The organism is Bradyrhizobium sp. JYMT SZCCT0180, from assembly GCF_018130165.1.
Lineage (GTDB): Bacteria > Pseudomonadota > Alphaproteobacteria > Rhizobiales > Xanthobacteraceae > Bradyrhizobium.
On record NZ_JAFCLZ010000039.1, the window covers coordinates 42,380 to 58,378 of the forward strand.

A 15,999-nucleotide genomic window follows, 5' to 3' on the forward strand; every position below is an offset into this window, starting at 1 on the left:
TGAATACCCTAGTCCCGTGCGGCCGGCTTGGTCGCAAATTGAGGAAACTTGTCGGCGACGATGGGGCCGTCGGTGCGCCAGGAGTAGCAGCCACCGATGAAGAACGGCCGCTTGCCGGAGTTCTGCTGGAGTTCCAGCGAGTCGCGTCCTTCCGGCGCGTCGCCGTGCGACATGGTCTGAAACAGCGTGGTCACCGCCGGACCCAGCAATTCGGACAGATGGGTGCAGCCCTCGAGCCGGCCGATCTTGCGCCGGACCACCTCGCGCCAGCCCTTGCCGATGCTCTCGCCGACCAGCCGCTGCAGGATCGGCTCGACGTCGATGCAGGTGGGATAGGGCGTCGCCGCCATGGTGGCTTCCGCCTCGTGGATTTTCATCGTGTCGTCGATCGCGAGCCGCAGGCGGATGTCGTGCACGGGGTCGCCGGGCTTCAGCTCCTCGCGATAGCGGTCGGCAGCTTGCGTGAACGGCTTCGTATCCACCAGCCGGGCCTCGACTTCCCAGAGCCCGTCGTCCCTGATGTAGCCGTTGCATTCGACCGTTCGCGTATGCATCAGGCGACGCCCGGTTTTGCTACCTGTTTTCTGTTCGGGCATCTTCGGTCCTTAAGAAAATTTGACGATCATTTTACCGAGCGCAGATCGCGACTGCATGGTCTTGAACGCTTCACGAAAATTCTCGAACGGCACGACCTTGCCGACCACGGGGCTCAATCGGCCCGAGGCGAGCCAGTCGAACAACTGCGCCATCAGGCGGGTATGGGTTTCCGGCTCACGCTTCTGGATTTGCGCGAGGTCGACGCCGAGCAGGGCGCCGCCCTTGAGCAGCGGCAGATTGAAGGCCAGCGCCGGAATGGTGCCGGAGGCGAACCCGACCACCAGGTGCCGTCCCCGCCAGGCGATCGAGCGGAACGCCTGCAGCGCCACCTCGCCGCCGACAGGGTCGAAAATAACGTCCGGACCGTTACCGCCGGTCAGGCCCTTAAGTGTGTCGCGCCAGTCCGCCTTGGTGTAGTCGATGGTTTCATCGGCGCCGTAACCTTTGGCAAATTCGCGCTTCTCATGCGTCGAGGCCGCCGCGATGACCTTCGCGCCCATCAGCTTTCCGAGTTGCACCGCCGCGATGCCGACGCCGCCTGCCGCGCCCAGCACCAGCAGCGTTTCGCCCTTTCGCAGTTCGGCGCGCGCATCCAGTGCGTAAAGTCCGGTCAGGTAATTTGCCTGAAAAGACGCTCCGGCCTCGAAGGCAATGTTTGGCGGCAAATGCTTCAGCGCCGCCGGCGGTACCGAGATGTATTCGGCGAGCGCGCCGGACCTGACCATGCCGACCACGGGCATGCCCGGCTTGAACGTGGCGACGTCGCCTGCGGCAGCTTCGACCACGCCAGCGAATTCCGTGCCCGGCACGAACGGCAGCGGGTCCTTGGTCTGATACAGCCCTTGCACCTTCAAGCCGTCGACGAAGCCGATGGCGGCGGCGCCGATCCGCACGCGGACACCGCCGGGCGGGATATCGGGCATCGGCATCTCCTTGATGGAGATGCCGTCAATCGAATCGTAATTCTCGACCACCACGGCTTTCATGCAATTGGTCCCAAAGTCTTCCCTGGCGCCGTGCTGTGACCCGGCATCTTGATGTGTTTGCAGATTCTGAGGGCCAACGCTACTCGGCCGCCTCGGCCTGCTGGTCGATCGCGTCCGCACCGGCCTTGATCAATGGAATGAGGTCGCGGCCGATCGCCATCGTGTCATGCGGATTTTCGAATCCACGAAGCAGGAACGAATGGATGCCGAGCCGGTAATACCTGAGCACCGCAGCCGCGATCTGTTCCGGCGTTCCCACCAGGCAGGACGTATTGCCGGGTGCACCGGTGGCGCGCGCGATCCCCATCCATAACCGTTCGTCATGAACGTCGGCACGTGCGGCGTAGCCGAGCAGGCGTTCGGCGGAATGGTTGGTTGCTTGCGGCGCTTCGCCGGTTTTGCGCTCGACGTCCGCCAGCAGCGCGTGCGCCTTGTCCCAGGCGGCGCCCTCGGTGTCCGCCATGATGGGACGCAACGACATGTTGAAGCCGACCCGGCGTCCGAATGCGGCCGCGCGACGGCGGAAATCGTCGACGCGGGCGCGGGTCTCGGCGAGCGGCTCGCCGAAGATCGCGAACACGTCGCAATGTTCGGCGCCCATTTTCAGCGCGCCGTCCGACGAGCCGCCGAAGAACAGCTGCGGGTAGGGCTGCTGAAACGGTTTGATGTCGCTGAACGCGCCCTCGACCCGATAGAACTCGCCCTTGTGGTCGAGCGGGCCGTCGCTGGTCCAGATCCGGCGCATGACGTCGAGATATTCACCGGCGCGGCGGTAGCGGTCGTTCTTGGGCAGGAAGTCGCCTTCGCTGGCCTGGTCCTGGTCGCTGGTGCCTGCGATGACGTGCAGCAACATCCGCCCCTGCGTCAGCTGATCGAAGGTTGCGATCTGCCGCGCCGCCAGCGCCGGCGCCACCGAGCCCGGGCGATGCGCGATCAGGAATTTTATTCGCTCGGTATGATCAGCCGCATACAGGGCAATCGCAAAACCTTCGGCGGCCGAGGCGTAATATCCGACCAGCACGGAATCATAGTTCCACTGCTCATGCAGGCGGGTGAAATCGATCACCCATTGGCGCGATATCTGGCCCTTGATCAGGTGAACCGCGACGCCCTCCTGCTGGGTGCCGATCATACCGATGATTCTGGCTGGCATGGTTGTTTCCCCGGGGTATTCGTTCGTTGCCTGAATGAAACGCGCAACAACAGGGGAAATCAAGCGCTTCACAGGCCGGAAGCTGTGTCAGCCTTGCAACCATGCCATCAGGAAATGACGCCGCCAGGGCATCGCTTGCTGGGGGCAATGCCATGACTTATGAGAGGGGCAGGGGCACCCCGCGTGGTGAAGTATCAGCATGGACAAGCATACGCTTCGCAGCGGCGCGATTGAGGCGACCATCAAGGCCGTTGGCGCTGAACTGTGCTCGCTGCGAAATGAAGGGATCGAGCTGCTTTGGCAGGCGGGGCCGGCATGGCCGCGCCACTCGCCGTTGCTGTTCCCGATCGTCGGCCGCCTCAAGGACGATCAACTGCGCCACCGTGGCAAGGTCTATCCGATGACGCAGCATGGCTTTGCGCGGGATGTCCGGTTCGAGTGGCGGGAACAAGGAGCCTCGTCGTGCAAGCTGGTGCTTGTCGATAGCGAGGCGACGCGCGCCCGCTATCCCTTCGCGTTCCGGCTCGAGGTTACCTACAGCGTTGAAGTTGCCGGCTTGAAAGTGACGTTCGACATCACCAACACCGGCGACGAGACTTTGCCGGCTTCGATCGGCGCCCATCCGGCGTTCAACTGGCCGCTGCTGCCGGGGCTGGAAAAGGAAGCCTACGCGCTCACCTTCTCGAACGAAGAGCCCGCGCCGATCCGCAGGCTGGCAGGCGGCCTGATGCGCGCCAAGGCCGAACCGTCGCCGGTTCGCGGCAACAGCCTCGCGCTCACCGAGCGGCTGTTCGAAGACGATGCGGTTATTATCGACCGGCTCGCGAGCGGATCGGTTCGCTATGCGGCCGGTCGTGGGCCGTCGATCGAGATGTCCTGGGAAGGATTTTCCGAACTCGGCGTCTGGTCGAAACCATCAGGCGCGGCGTTTGTCTGCATCGAGCCCTGGCATGGATTTGCCAGCCCGTCGGAGTTCGACGGCGAATTTACTGGCAAGCCCGGATTGATGCAGATTGCGCCGGGCGAGAAGCGGAGCCTGTGCTACCGGATAAGCGCGGGTTGACTTGCGAACGCCAACCGACGGCATTTTCGGCTGATTTTATCGGCAGGCGCCCCACAAACCGCATTTTCCAGCTTGAATGGTCCTTGCTTCCGCTTTTGGCGGCTGCAATGGATATGGCTGAACCCTATCCCTACCCAAGAGAAGAGATCGATGAGCCAACTAATTGTCCGTGCCGGCGACTTCACCTTTGAGGCCCGTTTTGAAGAACAACTGGCGCCCAAGACGGTTGCCGCCTTTCGCAAGGCGATGCCGTTCGAGAGCCAGGCGATCCATGTCCGCTGGAGCGGCGAGGGGGTCTGGATGCCGCTCGGCGATCTCGATTTCGGCGTTTCCTACGAGAACCACACTAGCTATCCCGCGCCGGGCCAGATCATCCTCTATCCCGGCGGCATCAGCGAGACCGAAATCCTGCTCGCCTATGGCGGCGTGCATTTCGCCAGCAAGATGGGCCAGCTCGCCGGCAATCACTTCATCACCCTGACCTCGGGGCTGGAGAACCTCACTGCATTCGGCAAGACCGTGCTGTGGAAGGGTGCGCAGAAAATCCGTTTCGAGGAAGTCTAGGTGACGGGCTACCCCCGCGACCTCCGCGGCTACGGCCGCAATCCGCCCGATCCGCGCTGGCCGGGCAATGCGCGCCTCGCCGTGCAGTTCGTGGTGAATTTCGAAGAGGGCGGCGAAAACAACATCCTGCATGGCGATCGCGCCTCCGAGGCGTTCCTGTCGGATGTGCTGGGCGCGCAGCCCTGGCCCGGCAAACGCCACGCCAATATCGAATCGATGTTCGAATACGGCTCGCGCGCCGGCTTCTGGCGGCTGTGGCGGATGTTCACCGAGCGCAAGATGCCGGCCACCGTGTTCGGCGTCGCGACCGCGCTGAAGCGCAATCCCGAAGTGGTCGCGGCCATGAAGGAGGCCGGCTGGGATATCGCCAGCCACAGCCTGAAATGGATCGAACACAAGGACATGTCGGAAGACGTGGAGCGGGCGGAAATCGCCGAGGCGATCCGCGTTCATACCGAGGCGACCGGCGAGCGTCCGCTCGGCTGGTACACCGGGCGTTCCTCGATCAATACGCTCAGGCTTTTGATGGAAGCCGGCGGCCTGCTCTACCTCAGCGATTCCTATGCCGACGATCTGCCATACTGGATCAAGGCAGGCGGATTGCAGCCGCATCTCGTGATCCCCTACACGCTCGACGCCAACGACATGCGCTTTGTGAACCCGCAAGGCTTTGGTGGCGGCGACGAGTTCTTCACCTATCTGAAGGACAGTTTCGACGTGCTCTATGCGGAAGGCGCGACCTCGCCGAAGATGATGTCGGTCGGCCTGCATTGCCGCGTCGTCGGCCGCCCCGGCCGCGCGGCATCGCTGATGCGCTTTCTCGATTACGTCATGAAGCATGACGGCGTCTGGGTGCCGACGCGATTGCAGATCGCGCAGCATTTTCACGCCAATCTCAGCCATCTCGCCGAAAGCGCCGCTGATATCGGCTAGGCCGGGGAATGCCGAAGGCGCTTGCGCCGTGATACCTCGATCGAAAAAGGAAGTGTCATGCCGGAATTGATCAATATGGGCACGCTGCAGCTCAAGTTCCTGCACACCAAAGATGAGACCGGAGGCAGTCTCGATATGTTCGAAATGACGCTGCAGCCGAATGCCCGCATGCCGGTGCCGCATTATCACGAGAATTGGGATGAAATCGTCTATGGCCTGACGGGAACGGCAACCTGGCGCATCGATGGCGAAGACATCGATCTAGCGCCCGGCGAAAGCGTCTTCATCAAGCGCGGCGTCGTCCACCCGCGCCGGCAACTTGTCTCTGCACGCTTACCCCCGGTGTGCTGGGGCCGTCTTACTTCAAGGAGATGTCCGCGCTGTTGGTTGGTGGCGCGCCTGATCCGGCAAAAATGAAGGCAACGATGCTGCGCTATGGGCTAATTCCGGCGCCGCCGCCGTCAGCGGGATAATCGCGACGTACTGAACGACCCAACTCGGACATAGCCTGAGCTCAACGCATGGCGCTTTCGCGGACCCGCGCGTGAATGTGAATTGACTGCCGGCGGTATGGCTTGTCTGGTTCGGTGGGTTGATGCTGTGACGTCAGTCCCGATGGAGGTCCCGATGCGCATTCCGGCTTTGATGATATTGACGGCCGTCACCGTTTTGACGTCTGCGCCGGCTCCGGCCCAGACCTATGGCGGCAATTATCCGGTCTGCATCCAGAACTACCGATGGGGAGGAAGCGACATCGATTGCCGCTTTAGCTCGATGGCGCAGTGCGCCGCGACGGCGTCGGGCCTCTCAGCCCAGTGCCTCGCCAATCCATATTTTGCGAACGCGCAAATGCCCCGCGGGTCTCGCCGCGCGTATTGATTGATCGTGCCGTTGCTTACTGCAACGGACGGCGCCGAGGGCGTTGGACGCTCGCTGAAGGCGCGGCGCCTCCCAATCCCGCGTTGGCCCTGTTTATCGCATAGAGCGCGGCGGCAGCGTCGCCAGGCTGTTCCCGCGCCAGCCGGCCCGCAGGCGTGAGCACGCCGCCGTTCAGCACATCCCGGTCCGGATTTCGTGCCGCATAAGCCGCCGGCTCCTGCGCAAGCGCAGACGTTGCAAGTATCGTCGAGACCAGCGCGCCCGCGACGAGCGCCTTGAGCCCAGTCATGGTCGTTCTCCATTATCGCTTTTTTGCGCAATAGCTTGCGGCGGCGAGTGCTGCCTTCGGGCGCTCTCTCCGGATTGTTCCAAGGGGGCATCTAGGCATTGCCGCAGGGAATGCGTGGTGCTGGCAGATCACACTTCCGCGAATGCGGTCGGGCGGTCAATGCCCTGCCATATGCCGTCCGATCTCGGTGAGATCGGCCTCGCTGGCGCGGGCTTCATGGACGAACTGGCCGTGGAACATCACCACCAGACGGTCCGACAATTCCAGCAGTTCGTCGAGGTCCTCGCTGACCAGAAGCACCGCGGCGCCGCGGTTACGCGCCGCCATGATCTCGGCATGGATCTGGGCGACCGCGGCGAAATCGAGCCCGAAGCAGGGATTGGCGGCGATCAGCACCTCGACCTCGCCGCCGAGTTCGCGCGCCAGCACCGCGCGCTGCACGTTGCCGCCCGACAGGGCCGAGATCGGGGTGTCCGGCGAGCGGGTCTTGATCTTGTACAGCCCGATCTTGTGCTCGGCGTCTTTTCGGAACGCGGAGCGATTGAGCCACCAGCCGCGCGTGGCGAACGGCGTGCGGTCGAACTCACGGAACGCGATATTGTCGGCGACGCTCATGCCGCCGACGCAGGCGTTCTTCAAGGGCTCCTCCGGCAGCAGCGACATCTTGTGCCGTCGCATCTCCTCGCGGCTCGCCGAATAGAGATCGCCGCGAACGCGAACCTCGCCGCTCTCGGCCTCGCGCTGGCCGGCCAGCACTTCCACGAGTTGCCGCTGGCCGTTGCCGGAGACGCCGGCAATGCCGACGATCTCGCCGCCGCGGACGGTGAGCGAGACGTCGTGGACCGCGACCGCGCCAGCATCGTCGATCGCACAAAGCTTGCTCAGTTCCAGCCGTGCCTCGCCCAATTGTCCGACGCGCGGCGGCTGAACCGTCAGTTCTTCGGCGCCGATCATCATCCGCGCCATGCTGTCGGGTGTGAGGTCAGCGACCTTGCCGTTGCCGGCGAGCTTGCCGCGGCGCAGGATCGTCACCTCGTCGGCGAACGCCATCACCTCGCGGAATTTATGCGTAATCATCAGGATGGTCAGGCCGCCGTTCACGACCATGTCGCGTAGCATGCCCAGCACCTCGTCGGCCTCGCCCGGCGTCAGCACCGAAGTCGGCTCGTCGAGGATCAGAAAGCGCCGCTTCAGATAGAGCTGCTTTAAAATCTCGCATTTCTGCCGCTCGCCGGCGGAAATGTCGGAAACCCTGGCGTTGAGCGGCACCTTGAACGGCATCCGCGCCAGAAACGCTTCCAGCTCCTGCTTTTCCCTGGCCCAGTTGACGACAGCAGGAACGTTATCGCGCGCCAGCACCAGGTTTTCCGCGACCGTCATCGCCGGCACGAGTGTAAAATGCTGGTAGACCATGCCGAGCCCGAGCGCGTGCGCGTCCTTGGGGTTGGCGATCGCCTGTTCGCGGCCGCCGACCAGAATGTCGCCCTCGGTCGCGTGGTAGTAACCCATGATGCATTTGACGAGCGTGCTTTTTCCGGCGCCGTTCTCGCCGAGCAGCGCGTGGAACGAGCCTGGCCGCACCTTCAGTTCGACATTGTCGAGCGCAAGGAAGTCGCCAAACTTCATGGTCACCGCCACCGCGTCGACGCCGAGCGGGCCTTCGGGAAGCGGTGTCTCGCCGATGATCATGACACCGCCTTGATGAACGCGCCGGAGGTTGCGACCGCGCCGAACACGCCACCCTGCATCTTGATCATCTTCAGCGCGTGGTCGTGATTGCTCTTGTCGGTGGCGGCGCAGCAATCCTCGATCAGCACGCATTCGAAACCGCGGTCGTTGGCTTCGCGCATCGTGGTGTGGACGCAGACGTCGGTGGTGATGCCTGTGAGTACAAGGTTTTCGATGCCGCGCAGCCGCAGCATCAGCTCAAGATCGGTGGCGCAGAACGATCCCTTGCCGGGCTTGTCGATGATGGGCTCGCCAGGCAGCGGCGCGAGGTCGGGAATGATCTCCCAGCCGGCCTCGCCGCGCACCAGCACGCGGCCGCACGGGCCGGGATCGCCGATCCCGGCGCCGATCTGCCGTGAGCGCCACTGCTTGTTGGCGGGCAGGTCCGTCAGGTCAGGGCGGTGGCCTTCGCGGGTGTGGATGATGTGAAAGCCCTGCGCCCGCATCACCCTGAGCAGTTCCTTGATCGGCTCGATCGGCGCGCGCGTCAGCGAGAGGTCATAGCCCATCTTGTCGACGTAGCCGCCGACGCCGCAGAAATCGGTCTGCATGTCGATGATGACGAGCGCGGTATTTTGCGGGCGCAGATCGCCATTGTAGGGCCACGCGTAAGGTTCGGACGAAATATAGCGCTCGGGCATGGGTCGCTCCCGTCTATCGGGTGATGGACAATTCGGCTGGTGCGCCGGTCAGCGTGCGCTTCGGCGAACAGGTGATGATCATGATCGCCAGCGTCAGGATGTAGGGCGCGGCGTTGAACAGGTGATAGCCCGAGGTGACGCCGACCGATTGCAGCGCCGGTCCCAGCGCCGCGGCGCCGCCGAACGCCAGCGACGCCCACAGGCACAGCATCGGGTCCCACCGCGCGAAGATCACCAGCGCCACGGCCGTGATGCCCTGGCCGGAGGAGAGGCCCTCGTTCCAGCTGCCGGGATAGAACAGCGACAGGAACGAGCCACCGATCCCGGACAGGAAGCCGCCGACCATGGTGGCGCGCAGCCGGATCGCCAGCACCGAATAGCCCATCGCCCGCGCCGCATCCGAACTTTCACCGGCGGTGCGGATGAGCAGACCCCAGCGCGTGGTCTTGAACGCCCAGTATAATATCGGCGCCAGCGCAATGCCGATCAGGAACAGCACGTTGATCCGCAACGCCGCGCGCACCTGCGGCACATCGCTCCACCAGCCGAAATCGATCGCCGGCAACCGCGCCGCGGTCGGTTCGATCAGCGGCTTGCCGAGATAAAAGGCAAGACCAGTCCCGAACAGCATCAACGCGATGCCGACCGCGATGTCATTCACGCGCGGCAGCGAGCAGATGCCGGCATGCAGCGCGCCCAGCATCGCGCCCGTGATCCCGGCGGCGAGCACGCCGAGCCAGGGCGAGCCACTGAGATAGGAGATGCCGTAGGCGCTCATCGCGCCCATGACCAGCGTGCCTTCGAGGCCGAGATTGATGCGCCCCGAACGCTCGGTGATGCATTCGCCAAGACTCACGAACAGAAACGGCGTCGAGACGCGGATGGCGCCGCCGAGTACCGCGAGCGGAACGGTCCACAGTCCGAGCGATCCATCCGCCATCAGGATTTTCCTTTCAGGAAGCCGATCCGGCCGTACAGCGCGTCGCTCGCCAGCACGAATACGAAGATGATGCCCTGCAGCACCAGCACCGAGGCGTCAGGCAATCCGAGCCGTCGCTGCAGTAGCCCGCCGCTGGCGCTGATACCGCCGAGCAGGATCGCCACGGGAATGATCGCCAGCGGATTATGCCGCGCCAGGAACGCGACGAGGATGCCGGTAAAGCCGTAACCGGCCGCGAGATTGGCGTTGGTGCGGCCCTGCACGGCGGCGACTTCGACCATGCCGGCAATGCCGGCGGCGCCGCCGGCGAGGAAGCAGATCGTCAGGATCAGCTTGTTGACGCCGAGGCCGACGATTTTCGCCGCACGGATGTTGCCGCCTGCCACCCGCGCCGAGAAGCCGAACACAGTGTGATAGATCAGGACGTAGGACGCGAACGCCGCGACCAGGCCGAACGCCAGCCCCCAATGCACGTCGGTGCCGGGAATGCTGCCGATCATGTTGGCCGCGCCGATCTCGCGGGTCGAGGGCTTGTTGAGGCTGGCGGGGTCGCGCATCGCGCCCTCGACCAGATGGTTGAGCACCGCAAGCCCGATATAGACCAGCAGCAGGCTCGAGATCGTCTCGTTGACGCCGCGGTATTGCCGGAGCGCGCCCGCCAGCGTGATCCAGAGGCCGCCGCCGATCACGCCGGCGCACACCATCGCGGTCTGCACCACCAGCGGCGAGGCCCACGGCATCGCCAATGCGACTGAAGTCGCCGAAAGCGCGCCAATGAGCAGCGCGCCTTCGCCGCCGATAATGACCATACCCAGTTGCGCCGGCAGCGCCGTGCACAGCGCGGTCAGGATCAGCGGCGCGGCACGCGTCAGCGTGTTCTGCCAGGAAAACCAGGTGCCGAACGCGCCCTGGTACATGTAGAAATACAGATCGAGCGGGTTCTTGCCGAACAGCGCCACGAACAGCCCGAAGGTTGCGAGCGCGCCGACCAGCGCCGCGCCCGGGATCAGGATATATTCGATGGTCGCGCCGTAGCGTTGGAGGAAGCCGGGATCAGCGGCCGGCGCAACGCCGACCGCCTCCACCGGATCCGCCGAACCTGTTGTCACGAAGTGGCTCCGAGCACGCCTTCCACCAGATAGTTCATCTTCTCGAGTTCAGGATCGGTTTGGCCGCGATCGGTGCCTGATGTAATGACCGCGTTGCCCTTGTTGTCGGTGATCGGGCCCTTGAAGATGGTGTAGTTGCCGGCGACGAGCTTGGCCTTGATGTCATCGGCGTGCTTGCGCGCCTCGGCCGAGACCGCCTCGCCATAGGGCGAGCATTTGACGATCTCTTCCTTGAGGCCGCCGCGATAGAAGTTCGGAATGGTCTCTCCGGCCGCGATCATCTTGACGAATTTCGGATACAGCGCTTCCCAGTTCCACTCCGCGCCGGTGAGATACGCCTTCGGCGCCAGCGGCGACTGGTTGACGTGATAGCCGCACACCATCGCGCCGCGGCGCGCGGCGTTCTCGACCATCGTCTTGGGACCGTCGACGTGACAGGTGAGGACGTCGACGCCCTGGTCGATCAGGCTGTTGGTGGCTTCGGCTTCCTTGACCGGCATCGACCAGTCGCCGGTGAAGATCACCTGCGTGGTCGCCTTCGGGTTGGCTAGTCTTGCGCCGAGCGTGAAGGCGTTGATGTTGCGCAGCACCTGCGGGATCGGTTTCGCCGCGACGAAGCCGAGCTTGCCGCTCTTGGTGGAGTAGCCGGCAACGATGCCGGAAATATACTGCGCCTCGTCGATATAGCCGAAATAGCTGCCGGCATTGGTCGGGTCTTTGTCGCTCCAGAGGCCGCCGCAATGCTCGAAGCGCAGTTTTGGAAACTTCTTCGCCATCTTGATGACGTGCGGGTTGTAGTAGCCGAACGAGGTCGGGAACAGCAGCGACGCGCCGTCGAGGTTGATCATGGACTCGATGGTCTTCTCGACCGCGTCGGTCTCGGGGACCTTTTCTTCCTCGATCACCTTGAGGCCGGGCAGTTTCTTCAGCGCCGCCGCTCCTTGCGCGTGCGCCTGGTTGTACCCGTAGTCGTCGCGCGACCCGACATAGACGAAGCCGATGGTGGTGCCGGCCGCGCGCGCGGCGCCCGCGCCGAAAGCGGTGCCGAGTGTCAGCGCCGCACCGCCCTGCAACAGATGCCGTCGTGAAATCCTGCCAAATTCCATGTGCTGCTCCCTCTGGCGGCTGGACCGCCCCCTATTTCGCGGGCCGCGCCGATGCGGCGGGCTCGGGGAGCGATGTCGCAATCTTCATGCCAGAGGGCGTGAAGCGGGCATTCCTGCATAAGCTAATGAACGGATTGAATTATCCGGGAGCGCTATCCGCCATGTAAAATTTGTGCAGGGCAGAGATGGCTAATTTTTAGGCGGCATTTCCTGATTGTATGCAAGGTCGTTAAGCAATTGTTAGATCCCGCAGCGCCGTCAGCCGGCCGATTGGCGGCGGATTTCTTGCCTTGCCGGCTGGTCAGGCGAATTGGGGCTGCTACCAGTCAGGGGGCCGCGGCGGGTTGCGTCGACGGCGCCGGCATTGAATGTGTATCGATCGGCCCGCGCTGGAAACGGCGCGGCGCTGTACAGGAAAAGCATGAGCAAGACAGAAGTGGCCAGCAGCGCGTCGGGCAAAGCAGCGCTTGGCGATGAAATCGTCGGCCGGATCGACCAGCTCTCGGCGATCTCCGAGACGCCGGCGCATCTGGCGCGGATCTTCCTTTCGCCCGAGCACCGCACCGCTGCCGACCTCATTCTGTCATGGATGCGCGAGGCCGGCATGACGGCGCGTCTCGACGCCATCGGCAACGTCTGCGGCCGCTATGAAGGCGACCGGCCCGGCCTGCCGTGCCTGATGCTGGGCTCGCATTACGACACCGTGCGCGATGCCGGTAAATGGGACGGCCCGCTCGGCTTGATCACGGCCATCTCCTGCGTCGCCGATTTGAACCGGCGCGGACGGCGGCTGCCGTTCGCGGTCGAAGTCGTTGGCTTTGCCGACGAGGAGGGCGTGCGCTTTGCCTCGACGCTGCTCGGCAGCCGCGCGGTCGCGGGCACGTTTGTCGAGAGCGCGCTCAATTCACGCGACCATGCCGGCATTTCGATGCGCGATGCGATGGTCACATTCGGCCTCGACCCCGATCATATCGGCGCGGCCGCGCGCACCCGCCGCGAACTCCACGCCTATGTCGAGCTGCACATCGAGCAGGGGCCGGTGCTGGAAGAGAATAATCTGCCGGTCGGCGTCGTCACCGCGATCGCAGGCGCCACGCGGCTGGCGGCAAAACTGACCGGCATGGCCGGTCATGCCGGCACGGTGCCGATGGCGTTCCGGCGCGATGCGCTGGCGGGCGCCGCCGAATGCATCTGCATGGTGGAGGAGTTCTGCAAGTCCGATGCGGCCGGCCTCGTCGGCACCGTCGGCTATATCGACGCGATGCCCGGCGCCACCAACGTGATCCCCGGCCTCGCTTCCTTCACGCTCGACATCCGCGCGCCATCAGATCCGCACCGCAAGATGGCCCTCGCCGACATCGTGCGCCGCATCGAAGCCATCGCCAAGCGCCGCAATCTTGTCCTGCAGCTCGACGTCACCCACGAAAACCGCACCGTGCCCTGCGCGCCCTGGCTGAAGGCGCAGGTTGCGGACGCCGTCGCCGCCGAAGGTTTCGGCGTGTTCGAACTGCCGAGCGGCGCCGGGCATGACGGCATGGCGATGATCGATATATCAGACGTCGCCATGCTGTTCGTCCGCTGCCGCGGCGGCATCAGCCACAACCCGGCGGAGCATGTCGAACTTGCCGATGCCGATGCAGGGGCGAGGGTGCTGCTGAGGCTGGTGGAGAATTTCAGGCCGAGGGAGACGAGTGGGGCAGGGAAAGCTTAGACCGCCGCACTCTCAGCCGTCATCGCCCGCCCGAGTGCGCAATTGCGCACGGGGGCGGGCGATCCAGTATTCCAGAGGCGCCAGTGATTGAGCCGAGAAGCCGCGACGTACTGGATGCCCCGCCTTCGCGGGGCATGACAAGACGTCGTAGGATGGGTAGAGCGAAGCCCATTCTCTTGGAGGCTTCGCTCTACTCTACGACGTTCTGCCGAGCCCGGGGGTAAATGTGACATCCGTTAAGCCAAGCTTATTGATCGTCATGATGCTTGTTGGAATGGGGGCGGTCGCCAGTGCTGACGATGTGCCTTCACCCTGCGCTTCTCGAGAACCGTCTTTTTCCACCTGTTCCGAATTTGCAGATGCATGCGTTGCCTATTTCAGAAGTCCCAAAGCGCCAACCGACACGCTTCGCGATACGCTGGGTGACATGGGCGTCCATTCCTGCGTGGAATGGAAAAATCAATGCCTGCAGACTGGACTGTGGCGGGGTCCCAACTGCGTCATCATCAACGTAAAACGGCGGTAATCGGCAGCGTCATGTGGTGGGTATCGCTTCGCTCCACCCACCCTACAGACCTACATGACAGTTCGATGACACTCTGCCCCGCACTGTTGCGGAGAGACGAATCAATGATGTCTGGAGTACCAACGCGTGATACCAGGCACGCCGGACATTGCTCTCATCCCCGCCCATGAATAGCCAGATCACATTTTCGTCGCATCGCGAATACCGGTTTCATCAGGGGTTGTTGGCCAGTTTCGTCGCCAACAGCATCCAAGCCGTCAATTTTCTCGGTGATCGTTTCCTGCGAAAATATCATTTGTCGGCGGGCATCGAGGAATTGTACCGGCATTCGATGAATGCGGCGTTTGCGGAAGAGGAAGCCTTTCTCGTCACCGGCGCGCCGCACGCCTCCGCCTATTATCCGCGCGACTTTGCCTGGTTCTATCCTGATGTGCTCGACCCCGAGACCATCATGGATTCCCAGGATGCTGTCCGCAGGGTTCGCCTGCTCGAGAAAAGCGTCCGGCTGATGCTGGAAGCCGTTCGCGCCGGCGTCGTCACCACCACGATCGTGCCGGCGGGGCGCAACCGCTACATCGGCATCAATTATTTTTCGCAGCCTTCGGATACGCTTCTCGGCATCCTCGCAGGCCTGGAGCAACTGCTCTCCGCCGAGCAAAGGCCGGCTTCGTATCTGGCGATGTCGCAAGGCGCGCATGCCGGCCGCCTGTTGCTGTCGGAATATCGCGAGGACTTGAAGCGGGAGATATTCAAGCTCGCCGGAGCCCTGGAACGCTTCGATGACAACGGTCTGACAGCGCTGCTGTGCGACGTCCGCGCGCCCCGTTCTGCGGCGACCGATACCCGTGCCGAACGCCGGCGGTTCGTCACCAATGCCTGCGTCTATGCGACGTTCCTGCGCGGTATCAAGCTTGGGATCATCGAGCGGACTGAGCTGGAGCAACTGCTCGGACGCGCGCTGTCACAGTACAAGAAGGAGCTGCTGCTGCTGTTCGGCAGGCACGGCTATATCAGCCATTCCCTGGATTCCCGCGAGGGGCCGCCGGTTTATTCCATCGCGCTCGATTTCGTGAATGTGCATCAGGGCTTTTGGGATTTGAGCAGCGCGGAAGAACGCGCGCTGTTCGCGGCCACAACCGACTTCATCCTGGCCGAGCCGCGATTTCGAGTCCCGGATACATCGCACTTTCTCGTGTCCGCCGATAATCCGCTGAACAAGCTCATTCACAAAATTGCGGCGCCGGCCTATCAGGGCCGTTCGTCCTGGCCGACCTTCAACGTTGAATTCGCCGATCGCATGCTGGACCACGATGAATGTTCCGGCACCGAGACCTATCGCACCCATGCGTGCGATATCTTGCGCGACATTCGCATCTTGACCGAAACCCACGGCGGATATCAGGAACTGATTTCCGAAAAAGGCCTCAAATATCGCACCTGGGCCTATCAGAGCGCCGTCGCGCACTCCTGGTTTCCACGCTTCCTGACGGTCTGGCGGCGGGCGTTCGGAACGTCGCTGCTTGGGAGTTAGGTTGTAGGATGGGTAGAGCGAAGCGAAACCCATCGCCTCCTTGGTCATTCCGGGGCGCGCGTAGCGCGAGCCCCGGAATGACGGAGAGAAGTGCGACAAATTAACCCGACGGGCAAAATTCCGCTTCCCTCGTCGGGCAAATCAGCGGTTTGAATCGTCGCGTCCTGCCCGACAAGAGGGGCGTGCGCACGTCACGAACGCGCGGCGGGATGCGGTGGACGCTGGTTCACGTCTGACGACGGC

16 protein-coding genes are annotated in these 15,999 nt (G+C 63.5%); 7 read left to right on the top strand and 9 right to left on the bottom strand.

The window, feature by feature from the left end; all coding sequences use genetic code 11:
* Positions 1–8: 8 nt before the first annotated feature.
* The 3 genes from JQ641_RS36525 to JQ641_RS36535 form a co-directional block, all read right to left on the bottom strand.
* Entirely contained in the window at positions 9–554 is a 546-nt protein-coding gene (locus JQ641_RS36525) for a DUF2889 domain-containing protein (protein WP_212002002.1), read from the bottom strand.
* Between the two features lie 51 nt (positions 555–605).
* The gene (locus JQ641_RS36530; RefSeq protein ID WP_212002004.1) at positions 606–1,583 is read right to left on the bottom strand and encodes an NADPH:quinone oxidoreductase family protein; all 978 of its coding nucleotides are present in this window, start codon (positions 1,581–1,583) and stop codon (positions 606–608) included.
* Positions 1,584–1,662: 79 nt separating this feature from the next.
* Positions 1,663–2,736 carry an LLM class flavin-dependent oxidoreductase gene (locus JQ641_RS36535; protein ID WP_212002008.1) on the bottom strand — a complete coding sequence of 358 codons (1,074 nt, stop codon included), beginning with the start codon at positions 2,734–2,736 and terminating at the stop codon, positions 1,663–1,665.
* Positions 2,737–2,935: 199 nt separating this feature from the next.
* Between JQ641_RS36535 and JQ641_RS36540 the strand changes: the two genes are divergently transcribed.
* From JQ641_RS36540 to JQ641_RS36560, 5 genes are all read left to right on the top strand, one after another.
* The gene (locus JQ641_RS36540; RefSeq protein ID WP_212002009.1) at positions 2,936–3,799 is read left to right on the top strand and encodes an aldose 1-epimerase family protein; all 864 of its coding nucleotides are present in this window, start codon (positions 2,936–2,938) and stop codon (positions 3,797–3,799) included.
* 150 nt (positions 3,800–3,949) lie between these two features.
* Positions 3,950–4,363, top strand: coding sequence for a DUF3830 family protein (locus JQ641_RS36545; protein ID WP_212002011.1), 414 nt, complete (start codon positions 3,950–3,952; stop codon positions 4,361–4,363).
* The gene (gene puuE, locus JQ641_RS36550; RefSeq protein ID WP_212002013.1) at positions 4,364–5,296 is read left to right on the top strand and encodes an allantoinase PuuE; all 933 of its coding nucleotides are present in this window, start codon (positions 4,364–4,366) and stop codon (positions 5,294–5,296) included.
* Positions 5,297–5,353: 57 nt separating this feature from the next.
* Positions 5,354–5,713: a cupin domain-containing protein gene (locus JQ641_RS36555; protein WP_249151141.1), complete on the top strand. Its 360-nt coding sequence runs from the start codon at positions 5,354–5,356 to the stop codon at positions 5,711–5,713.
* A gap of 210 nt (positions 5,714–5,923) precedes the next feature.
* On the top strand, positions 5,924–6,175 hold the full coding sequence (locus JQ641_RS36560; RefSeq protein WP_212002015.1) for a DUF3551 domain-containing protein: 252 nt from the start codon (positions 5,924–5,926) through the stop codon (positions 6,173–6,175).
* 16 nt (positions 6,176–6,191) lie between these two features.
* On the opposite strand, the gene JQ641_RS36565 is transcribed toward JQ641_RS36560, so the two are convergent.
* The 6 genes from JQ641_RS36565 to JQ641_RS36590 form a co-directional block, all read right to left on the bottom strand.
* Positions 6,192–6,464, bottom strand: a complete 273-nt coding sequence (locus JQ641_RS36565; protein WP_212002017.1) for a hypothetical protein — start codon at positions 6,462–6,464, stop codon at positions 6,192–6,194.
* Positions 6,465–6,620: 156 nt separating this feature from the next.
* Complete coding sequence (locus JQ641_RS36570) at positions 6,621–8,153, bottom strand: ABC transporter ATP-binding protein (protein ID WP_212002019.1); 1,533 nt, start codon at positions 8,151–8,153, stop codon at positions 6,621–6,623.
* Positions 8,150–8,833, bottom strand: coding sequence for a biuret amidohydrolase (gene biuH / locus JQ641_RS36575; protein WP_212002021.1), 684 nt, complete (start codon positions 8,831–8,833; stop codon positions 8,150–8,152). Before biuH ends, JQ641_RS36570 begins: the two co-directional genes overlap by 4 nt.
* 13 nt (positions 8,834–8,846) lie before the next feature.
* The gene (locus JQ641_RS36580) at positions 8,847–9,773 is read right to left on the bottom strand and encodes an ABC transporter permease (protein WP_192734931.1); all 927 of its coding nucleotides are present in this window, start codon (positions 9,771–9,773) and stop codon (positions 8,847–8,849) included.
* Positions 9,773–10,882, bottom strand: coding sequence for an ABC transporter permease (locus tag JQ641_RS36585; RefSeq protein ID WP_212002023.1), 1,110 nt, complete (start codon positions 10,880–10,882; stop codon positions 9,773–9,775). Before JQ641_RS36585 ends, JQ641_RS36580 begins: the two co-directional genes overlap by 1 nt.
* A complete protein-coding gene (locus tag JQ641_RS36590) occupies positions 10,879–11,988 on the bottom strand; it encodes a BMP family ABC transporter substrate-binding protein (protein ID WP_212002025.1) in 1,110 nt (369 codons plus the stop codon). Before JQ641_RS36590 ends, JQ641_RS36585 begins: the two co-directional genes overlap by 4 nt.
* 421 nt (positions 11,989–12,409) lie before the next feature.
* On the opposite strand from JQ641_RS36590, the gene JQ641_RS36595 reads away from it, so the two are divergent.
* The gene (locus JQ641_RS36595) at positions 12,410–13,699 is read left to right on the top strand and encodes an allantoate amidohydrolase (protein ID WP_212002027.1); all 1,290 of its coding nucleotides are present in this window, start codon (positions 12,410–12,412) and stop codon (positions 13,697–13,699) included.
* 692 nt (positions 13,700–14,391) lie between these two features.
* Positions 14,392–15,756: a hypothetical protein gene (locus JQ641_RS36600; RefSeq protein WP_212002029.1), complete on the top strand. Its 1,365-nt coding sequence runs from the start codon at positions 14,392–14,394 to the stop codon at positions 15,754–15,756.
* The last annotated feature ends 243 nt before the right edge of the window (positions 15,757–15,999 follow it).